The 17,859-nt window shown below is 71.0% G+C and carries 13 protein-coding genes; 10 read left to right on the top strand and 3 right to left on the bottom strand.

The genetic code is table 11. The features are described from left to right. The first annotated feature begins 91 nt into the window (after positions 1-91). The 4 genes from OHO83_RS06845 (at position 92) to OHO83_RS06830 (ending at position 7,175) form a co-directional block, all read left to right on the top strand. On the top strand, positions 92-2,455 hold the full coding sequence (locus OHO83_RS06845) for an alpha-L-fucosidase (RefSeq protein WP_330278883.1): 2,364 nt from the start codon (positions 92-94) through the stop codon (positions 2,453-2,455). Positions 2,456-2,637: 182 nt separating this feature from the next. Beyond that, positions 2,638-4,524 carry a family 20 glycosylhydrolase gene (locus tag OHO83_RS06840; RefSeq protein WP_330278882.1) on the top strand — a complete coding sequence of 629 codons (1,887 nt, stop codon included), beginning with the start codon at positions 2,638-2,640 and terminating at the stop codon, positions 4,522-4,524. Positions 4,525-4,557: 33 nt separating this feature from the next. After that, the gene (locus OHO83_RS06835) at positions 4,558-6,123 is read left to right on the top strand and encodes an alpha-L-fucosidase (protein WP_266677856.1); all 1,566 of its coding nucleotides are present in this window, start codon (positions 4,558-4,560) and stop codon (positions 6,121-6,123) included. Positions 6,124-6,221: 98 nt separating this feature from the next. After that, the gene (locus OHO83_RS06830; RefSeq protein ID WP_389565802.1) at positions 6,222-7,175 is read left to right on the top strand and encodes a formylglycine-generating enzyme family protein; all 954 of its coding nucleotides are present in this window, start codon (positions 6,222-6,224) and stop codon (positions 7,173-7,175) included. Between the two features lie 7 nt (positions 7,176-7,182). Here OHO83_RS06830 and OHO83_RS06825 read toward each other — a convergent pair whose 3' ends face one another. Together OHO83_RS06825 and OHO83_RS06820 are read right to left on the bottom strand one after the other, a co-directional pair. Then, positions 7,183-8,835 carry an amidohydrolase gene (locus OHO83_RS06825; RefSeq protein ID WP_266677858.1) on the bottom strand — a complete coding sequence of 551 codons (1,653 nt, stop codon included), beginning with the start codon at positions 8,833-8,835 and terminating at the stop codon, positions 7,183-7,185. Positions 8,836-8,872: 37 nt separating this feature from the next. Next, the gene (locus OHO83_RS06820) at positions 8,873-10,351 is read right to left on the bottom strand and encodes an APC family permease (protein ID WP_330278881.1); all 1,479 of its coding nucleotides are present in this window, start codon (positions 10,349-10,351) and stop codon (positions 8,873-8,875) included. A gap of 119 nt (positions 10,352-10,470) precedes the next feature. On the opposite strand from OHO83_RS06820, the gene OHO83_RS06815 reads away from it, so the two are divergent. Beyond that, positions 10,471-11,163 carry a TetR/AcrR family transcriptional regulator gene (locus tag OHO83_RS06815; RefSeq protein WP_266677862.1) on the top strand — a complete coding sequence of 231 codons (693 nt, stop codon included), beginning with the start codon at positions 10,471-10,473 and terminating at the stop codon, positions 11,161-11,163. A gap of 19 nt (positions 11,164-11,182) precedes the next feature. Here OHO83_RS06815 and OHO83_RS06810 read toward each other — a convergent pair whose 3' ends face one another. Beyond that, positions 11,183-11,893, bottom strand: coding sequence for a FadR/GntR family transcriptional regulator (locus tag OHO83_RS06810; protein ID WP_266677864.1), 711 nt, complete (start codon positions 11,891-11,893; stop codon positions 11,183-11,185). Between the two features lie 179 nt (positions 11,894-12,072). On the opposite strand from OHO83_RS06810, the gene OHO83_RS06805 reads away from it, so the two are divergent. From OHO83_RS06805 to OHO83_RS06785, 5 genes are read left to right on the top strand one after another with little or no spacing between them, the layout of a single operon-like run. Next, the gene (locus tag OHO83_RS06805) at positions 12,073-13,149 is read left to right on the top strand and encodes a sugar ABC transporter substrate-binding protein (RefSeq protein WP_330278880.1); all 1,077 of its coding nucleotides are present in this window, start codon (positions 12,073-12,075) and stop codon (positions 13,147-13,149) included. Then, on the top strand, positions 13,146-14,675 hold the full coding sequence (locus OHO83_RS06800) for a sugar ABC transporter ATP-binding protein (protein WP_330278879.1): 1,530 nt from the start codon (positions 13,146-13,148) through the stop codon (positions 14,673-14,675). The genes OHO83_RS06805 and OHO83_RS06800 overlap by 4 nt, the downstream gene beginning before the upstream one ends. Further along, the gene (locus tag OHO83_RS06795) at positions 14,668-15,702 is read left to right on the top strand and encodes an ABC transporter permease (RefSeq protein WP_266677869.1); all 1,035 of its coding nucleotides are present in this window, start codon (positions 14,668-14,670) and stop codon (positions 15,700-15,702) included. Before OHO83_RS06800 ends, OHO83_RS06795 begins: the two co-directional genes overlap by 8 nt. Positions 15,703-15,730: 28 nt before the next feature. Then, positions 15,731-17,086 carry an L-fuconate dehydratase gene (locus OHO83_RS06790; protein ID WP_266677871.1) on the top strand — a complete coding sequence of 452 codons (1,356 nt, stop codon included), beginning with the start codon at positions 15,731-15,733 and terminating at the stop codon, positions 17,084-17,086. A gap of 14 nt (positions 17,087-17,100) precedes the next feature. Further along, a complete protein-coding gene (locus tag OHO83_RS06785; protein WP_330280723.1) occupies positions 17,101-17,856 on the top strand; it encodes an SDR family NAD(P)-dependent oxidoreductase in 756 nt (251 codons plus the stop codon). Positions 17,857-17,859: the final 3 nt, after the last annotated feature.

The following is a 17,859-nucleotide window of genomic DNA, read 5'->3' as shown; positions in this document are numbered from 1 at the left end:
CTGCGCGGCCCATTGACGCGCTCACGGACCCCCACCATCATCAGACCTCCGATGAATGCCCAGCCTTGAGCCGCATCAGGGAGTGCTGAGTATGAGTTCGTACCCAAGACGCCAGGTCCTCGGGACGGCCGCGGCGGTGGCAGCCGCCGCCGCGGTGCCGCTCGCCGCCGCCGGACCGGCGGCCGCGTCAGACGCGGCGGCCACCGCCCGGACCGCGTCCGCGGACACCGTCTGGGGACCCGTCCCCGACCCGGTGCCCGTTCCGCTCGACGCCCACTTCGACAACGACGGAGTCGACACCGCGGCCGCCCGCGGAGGCGACTTCGACGGCAGCGGCTACACCTTCCCCGGTGAGGAACTGCCCGCCGGACCCGTCGAACTCGACGGGATCGCCTACGTCTTCCCCTCGTCGGCGGCGGGCGCGAAGAACAACGTCGTCGCCATGGGACAGCGCGTCGACCTCCCCAAGGGCCGCTATCTGTCCGCCCTGTTCCTGACCGCCGGCAGCTACGGCAACGCGTCCGGCAGCGCGACCGTCCACTACGCCGACGGCTCCACCGCGAGCGCCGGACTCGGCGGCGCCGACTGGTACTCCTCCGGCGGCCCGCTCTCCGCCGCCTACCGCTACAAGCCCGACGGCACCAAGGACGCCAACCGCGTCGGCATCGGCACCAGCGAGATCCCCCTCGACCCGCAGCGCGAGGCCGTCGCGATCAGCCTGCCGAAGCTCAACCCCGCCGAGGCGAACAAGACCGCCCTGCACGTCTTCGCGCTCTCGCTCCAGCCGGCCGCGCAGGGCCGGGCGCTGGCGCTGCGCGACGCGCACTCCACGTTCTCGCTCCTGGAGTCCACCGGCGCGCAGAGCGTCGAGGCGACCGTCATGAACGCCGGCACCGTCGGCATCGTCACCGCCGACGCCCTCACCGTCAGCGTCGACGTCCCCGGCGCGCGCACCGTCGAGCCCGCCCGCGTCACGCGCCTCGCCCCCGGCGAGCAGGCCCGCGTCCGGGTCGGCATCCGCAATCGCGCGGGGACCGCGCCCGGTACCGTCCAGGACGGCAAGGTCGTCGCCACCGGGCGCGGACACCAGGCCGCGGCCAGCTCCAGGAAGCTCACGCTCGGCGTCCCCGACTACGAGCCGACCGACGCGTCGCTCTCCGGCCACCAGGCCCCGTACTGGTTCCACTCCGCGAAGTTCGGCATCTTCATCCACTGGGGCGTCTACTCGGTGCCCGCGTGGGCGCCGGTCGGCAAGCAGTACGCCGAGTGGTACTGGGACCAGATGCAGGACCCGAACAACCCGACGTACGCCCACCACAAGGCCACGTACGGCGAGGACTTCGCGTACGACGACTTCATCCCGATGTTCACCGCGAAGAAGTGGGACCCGCGCGCGTGGGTCGAGCTGTTCCGGGACGCGGGCGCCCAGTACCACGTCCTCACCTCCAAGCACCACGAGGGCTTCGCGCTCTGGGACACCAAGCTGTCGGACCGCAACTCCGTGAAGATGGGCCCCAAGCGGGACATCATCAAGGAGCTCTTCGACGCGTCCCGCCGCTACGCACCCGAGCTGCACCGCGGCCTGTACTTCTCGATGCCCGAGTGGTTCAACCCCGACAACCCGTGGATGGGGCACGCCCCGCGCAACCCGTACACCCTGGAGCCCGTCCCCTACACCGGCTACACGTCCGGCAAGGACTACGTGAAGGGCTTCCAGGCCCCCCAGATGCTGGAGCTGATCCACGACTACGACCCGCAGCTGCTGTGGTGCGACATCGGCGGCGTCAACGACTCGCGCAACGTCCTCGCCGAGTTCTTCAACCACGGCAAGAACCGCCCGAAGCCGTACGAGGTCGCCGTCAACAACCGCTCCGGGATCGGCTTCCACGACTTCACGACGCCCGAGTACACGACGTACGACAACACCGTCGTCGCCAAGTGGGAGTCGAGCCGCGGACTCGACCCGTACAGCTACGGCTACAACGCCGAGACGCCCGACGACCGCTACATGAGCACCGAGGAGGTCGTGCACAGCCTCGTCGACATCGTGTCGAAGAACGGCAACTTCCTCCTCGACATCGGGCCGCGCGGCGACGGCACCATCCCCGAGATCATGCAGACCCGGCTGCGCGAGACGGGCCACTGGCTCAAGACCAACGGCGAGGCCGTCTACGACACCACCTACTGGTCGCGGATGGCGCAGCTCGGCGAGGACCTGCGGTTCACGGTCAGGCCGAACAAGGCGTTCTACATCCACTCGCTCGCCGAGCCGGGCGCGACGCTCACGGTCGAGGCCGCGGTGCCGGTCCGGCCCGGCGACAAGGTCACGATGCTCGGGTACGACCGGCCGCTCAACTGGCGTACCACCGGCGGGTCGTTCGTCGTGGACGTGCCGACGGCTGCGCGCGCGGCGGGCGAGCACGTGTGGGTGTTCAAGGTGGAGTGGAAGGGCTGACACGTGCCGGGGTGAAGCCGTGCGTGAGCAGCGGCGGGCGGCGGGCCTGGGAGTCCGCCGCCCGCTGGCGTTCGGCAGCGCTCGTGCCTCTGATTCATCCGATGAGTTTTGCGAGATGTCCAAGTGGTTGCTGGGGAGGATCCATTGACACCCTCGCCAGAAGGCTTGAATCATCGGATCTCATGACGGATTCGAGCTCCAAGACGGCGCCCTGGCGACGCAGACACCGACTGATCGGCACCGTAGCGGCGTTCCTGCTGCTGGCGGCACCGGCCCCCCTGGCGCGGGCGGCACCCCAGGACCCCGTGCCCCGGACCCTGCCGAGCCTCACCGACTGGACTTCGGCGCAAGGTACTTACTCCTTCGGCCCCAGAGCGCGCCTGGTCGCGCACGACGCCGCCTCGCGCCGCGTCGCCGCCACCCTCGCCGACGACCTGCGGGCCGCGGGCAAGGGCACCGTGCCGGTCACCGGCGGTCCGTCCCGAACCGGTGACATCGTTGTCGATGTCGAGCCGTCACGGAGCGGATCCCTGGGCGCCGAGGGCTACGAACTCCGCGCCGCGCAGCGGCTCGAGATCACCGGAGCGGCCGAGGCCGGAGCCTTCTACGGCACCCGCACCCTCCTCCAGCTCCTCGCCCAGAGCGACCGGGTGCCGGCCGGACGCACCGTCGACGTGCCCCGGTACAAGGAGCGCGGCGTCGGCGTCTGCGCCTGCTACGTGCACATCTCCACGGACTGGATGGAGAACCTGGTGCGCGACATGGCGTACCACAAGCTCAACCAGCTGCTCGTCGAGCTGAAGGTGAAGAGCGACCGGCACCCCGAGGCCAACACCTGGGGGTACTACACCAGGAGTGAGATCCGCCGCCTGGTCGCGCTCGGTGAGAAGTACCACGTCACCATCGTTCCGGAGATCAACTCCCCGGGCCACATGGACCCCTGGATCGAGAACCGCCCCGACCTCCAGCTCACCGACTCCGACGGCAAGGCGCAGCCGTCCCGCCTCGACATCACCGCACCCGCGGCCTTCGACTACTACAAGAGCCTCATCGACGAGTACGGCGAGGTGTTCCCCGCCAAGTGGTGGCACATGGGTGCCGACGAGTACATGCTCGGCTCGGACTTCGCCAAGTACCCGCAGATCGCCGCGTACGCGAAGAAGAAGTACGGCGCGAACGCCACGCCCCAGGACGCGTTCATCGACTTCGTCAACCGCGTCGACGAGTACGCCGCGAGCAAGGGCAAGCGGCTGCGCATCTGGAACGACGGCCTGACCGGCGCCAACACCGTCCCGGTGACGCCCGGTACGACCGTCGAGCACTGGCTCGGCGTCAAGACGAAGCCCAGCGAGCTGATCGCGCAGGGCTACCCCGTGATGAACGCCGCCTACTCCCTCTACCTCGTACGCGGCGGCTTCCACACCGACACGCACAAGCTCTACGACGAGCAGTGGGACCCGCGCAGCTTCGAGGGCGAGAAGCTCGCCTCGCGCGACGGCATCACCGGCGCCAAGATCAGCCTGTGGCCGGACAACGGGCGCGGTGAGACGGAGAACGAGGTCGCGCAGGCGGCCCGGCTGCCCCTGAGTCACATCGCGCAGGCGACGTGGAGCGACCCGCACCCCGACGCGACGTACGACGGCTTCACCGCACGGGCCGAGGCCGTCGGCCGGGCGCCGGGACAGCGGGACCTGACACGGCCGCCCGTCGCGGACGGCACGTACACCCTCGCCGACACGCGCCACCGCATCGCGGCGGCCGGCTTCGAGCTCACCCGCACCCCGGACGGCTATCTGACCCTCAAGTCGACCGAGACCGGCAGCTGCCTGGAGACCCGCAGCGGAAAGCTCACCCTGAACGTGCCGCTGCAGCCCGGCTCGGCGGTCACACAGGAGACCTGCGACACGAAGAACACCCTTCAGCGCTGGCAGGTGTCCCGCTCCGGCCGTGGCTACGTGCTCACCAACGCCATCACGCGCATGACCCTGAACGCGACGTCCGACGGACATCTCGTGCAGAACCCGCCCGACCAGCAGACCCCGACCACCTGGACGCTGACCCAGCGCTGACCCGGCGCCGACCTGAAGGGACCCCACCCGCAGATGACCGTCAGCAGACGACTTTTCCTGGCCGCCGCCGCGACCACGGCCGTGGCCGCATCGAGCAACTCCCTCGCCCTGGCCGCCCCGGCGGCCGGCGGCACCACGGCGGCAGAACCCCATTTCCGCATCCCCATCAGCACCGCGGACTCCCCGGAGGAAGTGGTCGCCAAGGCCTCCCTCGTCCGGCCGACAAAGCGTCAGATCGCCTGGCAGAGCCTGGAGAAGACCGCCTTCCTGCACTTCGGCGTGAACACCTTCACCGGCCTCGAATGGGGTACGGGAGACGAGGACCCGAACGTCTTCCAGCCGACGGGCCTCGACACCGACCAGTGGGCCCGCGCGCTGCGCGACGGCGGATTCAAGCTCGCCATCCTCACGGTCAAGCACCACGACGGCTTCGTCCTCTACCCGTCCCGCTACACCGAGCACAGTGTCGCGTCGAGCAGTTGGCGCGACGGCCGGGGCGACGTGCTGCGCTCCTTCGCCGACTCCATGCGCAAGCACGGCATCAAGGTCGGCGTCTACATCTCGCCCGCGGACGAGAACCAGTACCTCGACGGCGTCTACGCCAACGGCAGCAAGCGGTCCGCCCGCACCATCCCCACGCTCGTCGACGGCGACGACCGGGCGGGCGGCGACCTGCGCACGTTCACCCTCGACGCGACCGACTACGGCGCCCACATGCTCAACCAGCTCTACGAGGTGCTCACCGAGTACGGGCCCGTCGACGAGGTGTGGTTCGACGGCGCGCAGGGCCGCATCCCGCCGGAGAAGGTCGAGACGTACGACTGGGACAGCTGGTACGCGGTGATCCGCGCGCTCGCCCCCGGCGCCACCATGGCCGTGCGCGGACCGGACGTGCGCTGGGTGGGCAACGAGGGCGGACTGGCGCGCGAGGACGAGTGGAGCGTCGTCCCGGTCAAGGACTCGGGCAACGGAAGCGTCGACTACGCCCTGCGGTACGACGCGCCGGACCAGGGCAGCCGTGACGCGCTCGCCCAGTCGCGCTCCGTAGCCCAGTATCTCCAGTGGTGGCCCGCCGAGTGCGATGTGTCCATCAGGCCCGGATGGTTCTACCACGCGGACCAACAGCCCAAGAGCGTCGACCAGTTGGCCGACATCTGGTTCCGGTCGGTGGGCCGCAACTCCGTGCTGCTGCTCAACATCCCGCCGGACACGGACGGCCTGCTGCCCGCGGCGGACGTGGCGCGGCTCAAGGAGTTCCGCGAGCGCATCGACCGCGAACTGCCCGAGGACCTGGCGGACGGCGCCCGTGTGCGCGACGACGGCGCGGGCACCCGCACCGTCGACCTGCGCACCGCCCGGGAGGTCGACCGCATCCGGCTCGCCGAGGACATCCGGCACGGGCAGCAGGTGGAGCAGTTCGTCGTGGAGGCGAAGTCCGGCGGCGCCTGGACCGAGGTGGCGCGGGCCGGGACGATCGGCGCGAGCCGCGTCCTGGTCCTGCCGGCGCCGGTGACGGCCCGCGAGTGGCGCCTGCGGATCACGCAGACCCGCACCGGCCCGCACATCGCCCGGTTCGGGCTCTACCGCTCCCGGGTCTGAGCGCGGGGACAGGGACGTGGGGTGGCCCGCCGGACGCGGGCCGCCCCACGCGTGCGAGGATCGGCCGCATCGGTCCAGTGCGTGTACGAGGCGGAACCATGACTGCGGAAGACGTGACCCCGAAGGCCTGCTGCGCCGCGCGCCGCGAAGGCGGCGGCGATCCGCAGCCCGTGCCCCTCGCCCCGACGGCCCGGCGCGCCTCCGGCAAGGGCATGGTGACGCTGCCCGGCGGCACGTTCCGCATGGGCAACGAGGACGACCGGGCGAACCACGGCGACGGCGAGGGACCGGTTCGCGAGGTCACCGTCGGCCCCTTCCGGATCGACGAACACGCCGTCACGAACGCCCAGTTCGCGACGTTCGTCAAGGACACCGGGTTCGTGACCGCCGCCGAGCGGTTCGGCTGGTCGTACGTCTTCGCCGGCTTCCTCGACCCGCGCCTCGCCCGCGCGACGCCCGCCCCGGCGGGGACCCCCTGGTGGCGGGGTGTCGAGGGCGCGACCTGGCGCGCGCCCGAGGGACCCGGCTCCGGGATCGGGGACCGGTCGCGGCACCCCGTGATCCACGTCAGCTGGGACGACGCGAGCGCCTTCGCCGCCTGGGCCGGCAAGCGGCTGCCCACCGAGGCCGAGTGGGAGTACGCGGCCCGCGGCGGCCTCGACCAGGCCCGCTACCCGTGGGGCGACGAGCTGACCCCGCGCGGCCACTGGCGCTGCAACATCTGGCAGGGCGAGTTCCCCGTCGTGAACACGGGCGAGGACGGCCACACCGGCACGGCGCCCGTCGACGCCTACCGGCCCAACGCCTACGGCCTCCACAACACCGTCGGCAACGTGTGGGAGTGGGTCGCCGACCGGTTCACGACCGACCACCCGGCGGCCCCGCTCACCGATCCGCGCGGCCCCGCCGAGGGCGACACGCGGGTGATGCGCGGCGGTTCGTACATGTGCCACGACTCGTACTGCAACCGCTACCGTGTGGCCGCGCGCACCGCCAACACACCGGACTCCAGCAGCGGGAACTGCGGTTTCCGGTGTGCGGCGGACGTGTAGGCAGCGGTCACCCGGCGGCGTACACCCGCTCGCCGCCCACGAACGTCTCCAGGACACGCGTCGCGCCGATCTCCTCCGTGGGCGCCGCGAACGGGTCCCGGTCGAGGACCACCAGGTCGGCGAGGCGTCCCGCCGTGATCGAGCCGGTCACGTCGTCGAGGTGGTTCACGTACGCGCTGCCCGCCGTGTACGCCGTGAGCGCCGCGTCCAGGCCGATCCGCTGCTCCGGCAGGAACACCGGCGTGCCGGGCGCCGCGTCGGGCAGGACGCGGTTGACCGCGACATGGATGGCCTCGATCGGGTCCGGGCTGCTCACCGGCCAGTCGCTGCCCGCCGCGAGCGTCGCCCCCGAACGCTGAAGATCACCGAACGGGTACTGCCAGGCGCTGCGCTCGGGGCCGAGGAACGGGATCGTCAGGTCGTCCATCTGGGGCTCGTGCGCCGCCCACAGCGCCTGAAGGTTCGCCGTCGCGCCCAGCTCCCTGAACCGGCCGATGTCATCGGGGTGGACCACCTGGAGGTGGGCGAGGTGCGGGCGGGTGTCGGTGCGCCCGTTGGCTTGGCGGGCCGCCTCGACGGCGTCGAGCGCCTCGCGCACCGCCCGGTCGCCGAGGGCGTGGAAGTGCACCTGGAAGCCGCGCGCGTCCAGCTCGGTCACGTACTTCTGGAGGTCGAGCGGCGGGACGAAGCTGATGCCGCTGTTGTCGGAGGCGCAGCCGCAGCCGTCCAGGTAGGGGCCGAGGAGGGCCGCCGTGCCGTTCTCGGCCACGCCGTCCTGCATGATCTTCACCGTCGTGCAGCGCAGCCGCCCGCGCGTGCCGGCCGCGCGGCGGGCCACGAGCTCGTCGATCTGCTCGGTCCCGCGTGAGCGGTCCCACCACAGCGAGCCGACCACCCGCGCGGTGAGGCGCCCGTCCGCGGCGGTCGCGAGATACGCGTCCGTGGGGTCGGTGAGGTTGGCGTGCTCGCCGAGGAGGGCGTCCTGCCACGCGGTGACACCGAGGGAGTGCATCAGTTCCTGGGCCCGCAGCAGGCCGGTGATCCTCTGCTCCAGCGTGACGGGCGGCAGCAGCTGTCCGATCAGGTTCGCCGCGCCCTCCTGGAGCATGCCGGTCGGTGCGCCGTCGGCGTCGCGCTCGATGCGGCCGTCGGCGGGGTCGGGGGTGCGGGCGTCGATCCCGGCTGCCTGCAGGGCGCGGGAGTTGACCCAGGCGCCGTGGTGGTCGCGGTTGACGAGGTAGGCCGGGCGGTCGGGCACGAGGGCGTCGAGCTCGGCGGCCGTGGGCAGGCCGCCGGGGAACGCCTCCATCGACCAGCCGCCGCCGGTGATCCACTCGGTGTCGGGGTGCGCCTGCGCGTACGCGGAGATGCGGCGCCGGTACTCGTCGAGGGTCGTCGCGCCGCTGAGGTCGCACTGGCCGAGTTCCAGGCCGCCGCCGACCGGATGCGCGTGCGCGTCCTGGAAGCCGGGGATGAGCAGCTTGCCCTTCAGGTCCACCACTTCGGTGGCCGGGCCGACGAGTTCGCGTACCTCGTCGTGGCCCACGGCGACGATCCGCTCGCCGCGCACGGCCACCGAGGTCGCGCGCGACCGGGCGGGGGAGAGGGTGTGGACCGGGCCGCCGGTGAAGACCAGATCGGCGGGGGCGGTGTCGGGCATGGGACGTGACTCCTTGCGGTGAGGGAACGGGGGCTGGTCAGGAAGGTTCGGCGGTCAGGGGGGCCGTCTCGGGAGTGGTGACACCGCCCTTGACGAAGTACGGGGAGCGGCGCACGTACTTGGCGTAGGCGGCCATCACCAGGCCGGACACGACGATGGCGACCGGTATCGACAGCATGAACCACCCGTTGTCCGGGCTGAGTTCGAAGCTGTCGCTCATCGTCAGGTACGAGCGGGCGAGGTAGACGCCGATCCCGAGGAGCGCGAGGCCGCTGACCGCGGGGGCCGCGACCGCGCGCAGCGCCCCGGACAGCGGACCGCGCAGGGCGGCGCGGAAGCGGACCGCGCAGGCGAGCGCCGTCAGGCCGTAGTACAGGGCGACGACCAGGCCGATGGAGTTGACGGCGGCGAGGATCATCTCGTTGAGCTTGGGGATGGCCAGCGCGAGCACCGAGACCGCCGCGGAGATCGACATGATGAGGACCGTGCCCAGGGCCGGGGACCCGTAACGCGGGCTGACGCGGGTCCATACCTGGCCCATCGTGCGGTCGCGGCCCATGGCGAGGAGGCCGCGGGCCGTCGGGATGACGCTCGACTGGAGCGAGGCCACCGCGGAGAACATCAGCGCGAGCAGCGGCAGCGTCGCCCACGGCTCGTCGGCGAGCTTCGCGCCCAGATACGTCAGACCCTGCGGGCCCTGGGCGACCAGCTCGGGCAGGCTCATCTCGCGCTGGAAGGCCACGGCACCGTAGAGGAACATCGCGAGCATCGTGAACAGCGCGATGAAGCCGCCCCGGCCGGCGTCGCGCACGTTCTTCGTCTCCTCCGTGACGCTGAACGCCGCGTCCCAGCCCCAGAAGAAGAACACCGCGAGGACGAGGCCCTGGGCGAAGGCTGTGCCGTCGTGGATCGCGAAGGGGTTCAGCCACGACCACTGGAAGGCGTGGCTGCCCGAGACCAGGGCCCAGCCGCAGAACACCAGCAGGACCGCGTACTCGAAGACGAGCAGCCAGGTCTGGAGCCGGGTGGCCTTGCGGACGCCGGTGATCGCCGTGTACGTCACGACGGCCAGGACCAGGAGGCCGACCACGGTGCTCAGGGCCGTCGAGTTCGGGTCCAGCGTGAGTCCGAGGGCGTGGTGCCAGCCGGCCTTGTTGGCGAACTGGAGGAAGACCGACCCGGTCACGGCGCTGGTGTACGCCATGAAGATGACCGTGCCGACCAGGGTGACCCAGCCCGTGATGAAGCCGGGCCACGGGCCGAGCGACTTGCCGACCCACACATAGCCGCTGCCCATGTTCGGCTCGGAGCGGTTGAGGCGGGCGTACGCGGAGGCGATGCCCAGGATCGGAAGGAACGCCACAAGCAGGATCGCCGGGGCCTGGAGGCCCACCGTCGCGGCGAGCGCACCCATGCCGATCCCGATGCTGGTGGTGGCCGCGGTACTGGACGCGGCGATGGCGACGCCGTCGACGACACCGAGAGAACGGCGCAGGCCAGGGGGTTCGCTGCTCATTCGGACACTCCTGAAACCGGAGGAGGGGAGGGAGGGTGCGATCAAACAGGCCTTGTCAATGTTGCGTCAATGGTGTTGACATAAGGCGAACGCGCGGCGCGTACGGAAGGGGATTCGGTATGACCGAGGGGCGGATTCCGGTGGAGCGGCGGCGCCGCAAGCCGACCAAGTCGGGGGTGCTGCTCTCCGGTGACCTGATCGTCGACTGCGCCCTGCGCCTGGTCGGCCAGCACGGCCCCGACGCGCTGAGCGTGCGCAGGCTGGGCGCCGCGCTCGGCTGCGACCCGAGCGCGGTCTACCGCTACTTCCACAACACGGACGACCTGCTCCTCGCCGTCGCCGACCGGATCATCGGCGAGAGCATGGCCGGCTTCACACGGAGCGACGACTGGGTCGCGGACCTGCGGAGCATGGCGCGGCGGATCCATCGCGCCTACAGCGAGCACCCGCGGATCGCCGCCATGGCCGCGTACCGGGTGACGCGTCGGATCAACGAGGTCAAGGCGGTGGAGACGGGAATCGGGCTGCTGCGGAGCGCGGGCTTCGACGCGGCCACGGCCGTGCGGTACTACGCGGCGTTCGTCGACACGGCGCTCGGGCACGCGGCCCTGGACGCCTCCCATCTGGCGCTGCCGCCCGAGCGGCGCGCCCAGGACCACAGCGCCTGGACGGACACCTACCAGTCACTCCCGGCTGACACGTACCCCCAACTCGACGCCGTGCGCGAGCACTTGCCCCTCATGGCGCAGAGCGCCTTCGGGACGGCGCTGGAACTGCTGCTCTCGGCGCTCGCGGCACAGGCGCCGCGCTGACCCTCCTTCCCGCGGTGGGTCAGGTCGGTTCGGCGTCGAGCTGGCTGCGCATCCAGGCCTCGACCTCGCCCACATGGGCCGCCGCCGCGGCGCGCGCCGCCTCCGGGTCGCGGGCGACCAGTGCGCGGTGGATACGGGCGTGCTCGCGGCCCGTGCGCTCGAAGGCGCCCTCCTCCTGGTAGCCGCGCCACACGCGGGCCCGGAACGTCCGTGACGACAGCCCCTCCAGGATCGCGGCCATCGTGTCGTTGCCCGCGGCCGTGGCGATCACCCGGTGGAACGCGAGGTCGTGGGAGAGGATCTCCTCGGGGTCGTCCGTCGCCGCCATCGCCGCCAGGTGCAGCTCCACCTCGGCGAGTTGCTCCGGCGTGATGCGCGCGGCCGCCAGCGCCGTCGCGGTCGACTCGAGCACGCGGCGCACCTCCATCAGCTCCACGAGCCGCGCGCCGCGCGAGAGATCCGCGACGACGCCGAACGTCTCCAGAAGGTCTCCGGCGTTCAACTGCGTGACGTAGATGCCGGATCCGTGCCGCGCCTCCAGGACGCCGAGGACCGTGAGCGCCCTGATCGCCTCACGCATGGAGCTGCGCGAGATACCGAGCTGGGTGGCCAGGTCGCGCTCCGTCGGCAGCCGCTGGCCCGGCTCGAGCAGTCCCTCGCCGATCATCGCCTTGATCTGCTCGATGGCCCGCTGCGTCACGGTGCCCTTCTGCGGGGCGGTCTGTTCCACGGACGCTCCTCAATATGCCGGGTGCGCCGCAGTCTAGCCAGAGATGTGGTCCGACCACTACGGCTTGAAACGCGGAAAAGTTGGCGCCGAGGGGTGTTGTGGCCGCCAAGTGGTCTGATAAATATTTCCGCCATCAGGTACCAGAAGTCGCTCGATCTCGCTCGATGAGGAGCCGTCAGATGGCCGGCAGAACAGTGCGCAAGCGGAACAGGTCGCGGATCGTCGGCGCGGCGGCGGTCGCCGCTTGCGCCGCCCTGGTGCTCTCCGCGTGCGGCAGCACGAAGGACGACGTCGCCTCCGGCGGCAAGGGCGGTGGCGACGGGAAGGGCAAGGTCGGGGTCATCCTGCCCCTGCTCACCTCGCCGTTCTGGCAGTCGTACAACGACTACGTGCCGAAGATGGCGAAGTCCGAGAGCGTGGACGCGCTCAAGACCGTCAACTCCAACAGTGACCCCTCGCAGCAGATCACGGACATCAACAACCAGCTCAACCAGGGCGTCAAGGGCCTCGTCGTCGCGCCCCTCGACAGCGCCGCGATCTCCGCCGGCCTCGACCAGGCCGAACGCAAGGGCGTCCCCGTCGTCGCCGTGGACGTCGCGCCCGAGAAGGGCAAGGTCGCCATGGTCGTACGGGCCAACAACGTCGCGTACGGCGAGAAGGCCTGCGAGTACCTCGGCCAGCAGGTCAAGACCGGCAAGGTCGTCCAGATCATGGGTGACCTCGCCTCCGTGAACGGCCGCGAGCGCTCGCAGGCCTTCCGCGACTGCGTCAAGAAGAAGTACCCGGACCTCAAGGTCCTGGAGATCCCCGCCAAGTGGGAGTCCGACACCGCCGCGTCGAAGCTGGACACCCTCCTCAACGCCAACCCCGACATCAAGGGCATCTACATGCAGGCGGGCGGCGTCTACCTCGCGCCCACCCTGCAGACCCTCAAGTCCAAGGGCCTGCTCAAGAAGACTGGCGAGAAGGGCCACATCACGATCGTCTCGAACGACGGCATCCCGCAGGAGTTCGCCGCGATCCGCAAGGGCCAGATCGACGCGACCGTCTCCCAGCCCGCCGACGCCTACGCCAAGTACGGCATGTACTACATCAAGGCGGCGATGCAGGGGAAGACGTTCAAGCCCGGTCCCACCGACCACGACTCGGAGATCGTCAAGCTGCCCAGCGGCATCCTCGAGGACCAGCTGCCCGCGCCGCTCGTCACCAATGACAACGTCGACGACCCGAAGCTCTGGGGAAACACGGTCAAATGAGCACCTCGACGACAACCACGCCGGCGGTCAGGCCGCTGGTCGAGGCGTCGGGCATCGCCAAGCGGTACGGTCCCACGGTCGCCCTGCAGGACGGTCGCCTGACCGTCCTGCCCGGCGAGTCCCACGCCCTCGTGGGCCGCAACGGCGCCGGCAAGTCCACCCTGGTCACGGTCCTCACCGGCCTCCAGGCGCCGGACGCGGGCACCCTCCTGTTCGACGGTGAGCCCGCGCCCCCGCTCAGCGACCGCGACGCCTGGCGCGCCAAGGTCGCCTGCGTCTACCAGAAGCCGACCGTCGTACCCGAACTCACGGTCGCCGAGAACCTCTTCATCAACCGGCAGCCCGGCAGCCGCCGCGGCTTCTTCTCCTGGCGCAAGCTCCAGGAGGAGGCCGCGCAGGTCCTCGACACCTGGGACATCCACGTCGACCCCGACGCCCGCACCGCCGACCTCAAGGTCGAGGACCGCCAAATGGTGGAGATCGCCAGGGCGTTGAGCGGCGGCGCCCGCTTCATCGTCCTCGACGAGCCCACCGCACAGCTCGACAACCGCGAGATCGAGCGTCTCTTCACCCGCATGCGCGCGCTCCAGGAATCCGGTGTCACGTTCCTGTTCATCTCGCACCACCTCCAGGAGGTGTACGAGGTCTGCCAGACGGTCACCGTGCTGCGCGACGCCCGCTGGATCACCACGGCGCCCGTCGCGGAACTGCCGCGCGCCGCACTGGTGGAGGCGATGGCCGGCGAGGTCATCGCCGAGGAGCGCGCGGCCGCCCGCGCCGCCGTGGAACACGAGCCCGACGCCACCGTCCTCCTCGACGCGCGCGGCCTCACCTCGGAGGCGTACCACGACGTCGACCTGGCCGTCCGCAGCGGCGAGGTCGTCGGACTCGCCGGATCCAGCGGCAGCGGCAAGATCCAGCTCGCCGAGGCGTTCGCCGGACTGCACACGCCGTCCGCGGGGACGGCCCGACTGGACGGCAGGAAGCTGCCGTTCGGTGATGTGGGCGCCGCGCTCGCGGCGGGCGTCGGCTGCGTGCCGCGCGACCGGCACGACCAGGGGCTCGTCACCGGCATGACCATCGGCGACAACGCCACCATGAGCGTCCTCGGCCGCCTCGGCCGCCACGGCTTCGTCGGCACCGACCGCAAGCGCCGCTTCGCCGCCGACCTGATCGACCGCCTGGACATCCACGCGGAGGGCCCCGACCAGCCCGTGTCCGACCTCTCCGGCGGCAACGCCCAGAAGGTCGTCATGGCCCGCGCCCTCGCCTCCGACCCCCGCCTTCTCGTCCTCATCAACCCCACGGCGGGCGTCGACGTGAAGTCCAAGGAGTCCCTGCTGTCCCGCATGGACAGCGCCCGCGAGGACGGCACCGCGGTCCTCGTCGTCTCCGACGAGCTCGACGACCTGCGCCGCTGCGACCGGGTCCTCGTCCTCTTCCACGGGAAGGTCGTCGCCGAGCACGCTGCCGGCTGGAACGACCACGAGCTGATCGCCTCCATCGAAGGAGTGGACCATGGCTGACATCAAGGCCCCGTCGGCCTCACCAGCCACCCCCGTACGGCTGCCCGGCAAAGGGACCGCTAAGAGCGTCCTGCTGCGCCGGGCCCGTGAACTCGCCCTTGTACCTGCCCTGTTGCTGCTGATGGTGCTCGGAGCGGTCGTCAACGACTCGTTCCTCACCGAACGCAACCTGATCTCCATCCTCGGCGCGTCCGCCGCCCTCGCGATGGTCGTGCTCGCCGAGTCGCTCGTCCTGATCACGGGCAAGTTCGACCTGTCCCTGGAGTCGGTGGTCGGCATCGCGCCCGCCGTCGGCGCCCTGCTCGTCCTGCCGGTGTCGCAGTCAGGATTCGGCACCGAGTTCCCGACCGTGCTCGCGCTGCTCGCGATCCTCGTCGTGGGCGCGGTGATCGGGGCCTTCAACGGCATCCTCGTCGTGAAGTTCAAGCTCAACGCCTTCATCGTGACGCTGGCGATGCTGATCGTCCTGCGCGGACTGCTCGTCGGCGCGACCAAGGGCAAGACGCTGTTCGGGATGCCCGACGCGTTCTTCTCCCTGGCCACCACGACGTTCCTGCGCATCCCGATGTCGGTGTGGCTGGCCGCCGTCGCCTTCGGCGTGGTGGGCCTCATCCTGAAGTACCACCGGATCGGCCGCGCCCTGTACGCGATCGGCGGCAACGCCGACGCCGCGCGCGCGGCGGGCATCCGCGTCGAGCGCGTGATGCTCGGCGTCTTCGTCGTCGCGGGCGTCCTCGCCTCGGTCGGCGGGATCATGCAGACCGGCTACGTCGGCGCGATCAGCGCCAACCAGGGCAACAACATGATCTTCACCGTGTTCGCGGCGGCGGTCATCGGCGGCATCAGCCTCGACGGCGGCAAGGGCACCATGTTCGGCGCGCTCACCGGCGTGCTGCTGCTCGGTGTCGTCCAGAACCTGCTGACCCTCGCCCAGGTTCCGTCGTTCTGGATCCAGGCCATCTACGGCGGAATCATCCTCCTCGCCCTGATGATCGCCCGTGTGACGACCGGCCGCGCCCAGGACTGACCCCCCGCCTCAGCAAGAAAGGCCACCCGTGTCTCCAACTGCCGCCCGAATCATCGCGGTTGACACTTACGACATCCGGTTCCCGACCTCCAGGGAGCTGGACGGATCCGACGCCATGAACCCGGACCCCGACTACTCCGCCGCCTACGTCGTGCTCCGCACCGACGCCGCCGACGGAGTCGAGGGGCACGGATTCACGTTCACCATCGGTCGTGGCAACGATGTCCAGGTCGCCGCGATCGACGCCCTGCGGCACCACGTCGTCGGCCGGGGGGTCGACGAACTGTGCGCCGACCCGGGGACGTTGAACCGCGACCTGATCGGCGACAGCCAGCTCCGCTGGCTCGGCCCCGAGAAGGGCGTGATGCACATGGCGATCGGTGCCGTCGTCAACGCCGTGTGGGACCTGGCGGCCAAGCGCGCCCGCAAGCCGCTGTGGCAGTTCCTGGCCGACGCGACGCCCGAGTGGCTCGTCTCGCAGATCGACTTCCGCTACATCGCCGACGCGCTCACCCCCGACGACGCGCTCGCGCTCCTCAGATCCGGCCGCGAGGGCGCTGCGGAACGCGAGAGCGCCCTGCGCGAGCGCGGCTTCCCCGGTTACACCACCTCACCCGGCTGGCTCGGCTACTCCGACGAGAAGCTCGGCCGGCTCGCCCGGCAGGCCGTCGCGGACGGCTTCCGGCAGATCAAGCTGAAGGTCGGCGCGGACCTCGCCGACGACATCCGGCGCTGCCGCACCGCCCGCTCGGTGATCGGCCCGGACATTCGCATGGCGATCGACGCCAACCAGCGGTGGAACGTCGGCGAGGCCATCGAGTGGACCAAGGCGCTCGCCGAGTTCGACCCGTACTGGGTGGAGGAGCCGACCAGCCCCGACGACGTCCTCGGCCACGCCGCGATCCGCAGGGCCGTCGCCCCCGTGAAGGTCGCCACCGGCGAGCACGTCCAGAACCGCATCATCTTCAAGCAGCTCCTCCAGGCCGGCGCCATCGACATCCTGCAGATCGACGCGGCCCGCGTCGGAGGCGTCAACGAGAACCTCGCCATCCTGCTGCTCGCCGCCAAGTTCGGCGTCCCCGTGTGCCCGCACGCGGGCGGCGTCGGACTGTGCGAACTCGTCCAGCACCTCTCGATGTTCGACTACATCGCCGTCGCGGGCACCACGCAGGACCGCGTCATCGAGTACGTCGACCACCTGCACGGCCACTTCATCGACCCCGTCGTGATGCGCGACGGCCACTACACGGCGCCCACCGCGCCCGGTTTCTCCGCCGCGATGCGGCCCGAGTCCATCGCGGAGTACACCTACCCCGACGGCGCGTTCTGGGCCGCCGACCTCGCCCGGCAGGGCGCCACCGACCAGAAGGGTGCAGCGGCATGACCGACGCCAGCGACGTGCAGGACTTCGCGGGGCTCAAGGCCCTCGTCACCGGCGGAGCGTCCGGCATCGGCCGGGCCACCGCCGAACTCCTCGCCGCCCGCGGCGCGAGCGTCGCCGTGCTGGACCTCGACCCGGGCAGCGTCGACAAGCCCCTGCGGGGCTACGCCGCCGACGTCGGCGACGACGCCTCCGTCCGCGCCGCCGTGGCCGCCGCCGTGGCGGACCTCGGCGGCCTCGACATCCTCGTCAACAACGCGGGCATCGGCGCCCAGGGCACCGTCGAGGACAACGACGACGACCAGTGGCACCGCGTCCTCGACGTCAACGTCCTCGGCATCGTCCGCACCACGCGCGCGGCCCTGCCCCATCTGCGGGACTCCGCGCACGCGGCGATCGTCAACACCTGCTCCATCGCCGCGACGGCCGGCCTCCCGCAGCGCGCCCTGTACTCGGCGTCGAAGGGCGCCGTGTACTCCCTGACGCTCGCCATGGCCGCCGACCACGTCCGCGAAGGGGTACGCGTCAACTGCGTCAACCCGGGGACCGTGGACACCCCATGGGTCGGCCGGCTGCTGTCCGCCGCCCCCGACCCGGCCGCCGAGCGCGCGGCCCTCGCATCCCGTCAGCCCACGGGCCGCCTCGTCTCCGCCACCGAAGTCGCGGGCGCCGTGGCGTACTTGGCGAGCCCGCTGTCCGGCGCCACCACGGGCACCGCCCTGGCCGTCGACGGCGGCATGCAGGGCCTGCGGCTGCGCCCCGCGGGCCAGTGACCG

It is taken from the genome of Streptomyces sp. NBC_00569 (genome assembly GCF_036345255.1).
In the GTDB taxonomy this organism is placed as follows: Bacteria; Actinomycetota; Actinomycetes; order Streptomycetales; family Streptomycetaceae; genus Streptomyces.
Note: the sequence above shows the minus strand (reverse complement) of the source record. Positions and strands in the feature narration are given on the sequence as shown.

Coding starts and splice junctions, on each gene's coding strand:
- OHO83_RS06845 (WP_330278883.1), top strand. CDS start 92: ATGAGTTCGTACCCAAGACGCCAGGTCCTCGGGACGGCCGCGGCGGTG.
- OHO83_RS06840 (WP_330278882.1), top strand. CDS start 2,638: ATGACGGATTCGAGCTCCAAGACGGCGCCCTGGCGACGCAGACACCGA.
- OHO83_RS06835 (WP_266677856.1), top strand. CDS start 4,558: ATGACCGTCAGCAGACGACTTTTCCTGGCCGCCGCCGCGACCACGGCC.
- OHO83_RS06830 (WP_389565802.1), top strand. CDS start 6,222: ATGACTGCGGAAGACGTGACCCCGAAGGCCTGCTGCGCCGCGCGCCGC.
- OHO83_RS06825 (WP_266677858.1), bottom strand. CDS start 8,835: ATGCCCGACACCGCCCCCGCCGATCTGGTCTTCACCGGCGGCCCGGTC.
- OHO83_RS06820 (WP_330278881.1), bottom strand. CDS start 10,351: ATGAGCAGCGAACCCCCTGGCCTGCGCCGTTCTCTCGGTGTCGTCGAC.
- OHO83_RS06815 (WP_266677862.1), top strand. CDS start 10,471: ATGACCGAGGGGCGGATTCCGGTGGAGCGGCGGCGCCGCAAGCCGACC.
- OHO83_RS06805 (WP_330278880.1), top strand. CDS start 12,073: ATGGCCGGCAGAACAGTGCGCAAGCGGAACAGGTCGCGGATCGTCGGC.
- OHO83_RS06800 (WP_330278879.1), top strand. CDS start 13,146: ATGAGCACCTCGACGACAACCACGCCGGCGGTCAGGCCGCTGGTCGAG.
- OHO83_RS06795 (WP_266677869.1), top strand. CDS start 14,668: ATGGCTGACATCAAGGCCCCGTCGGCCTCACCAGCCACCCCCGTACGG.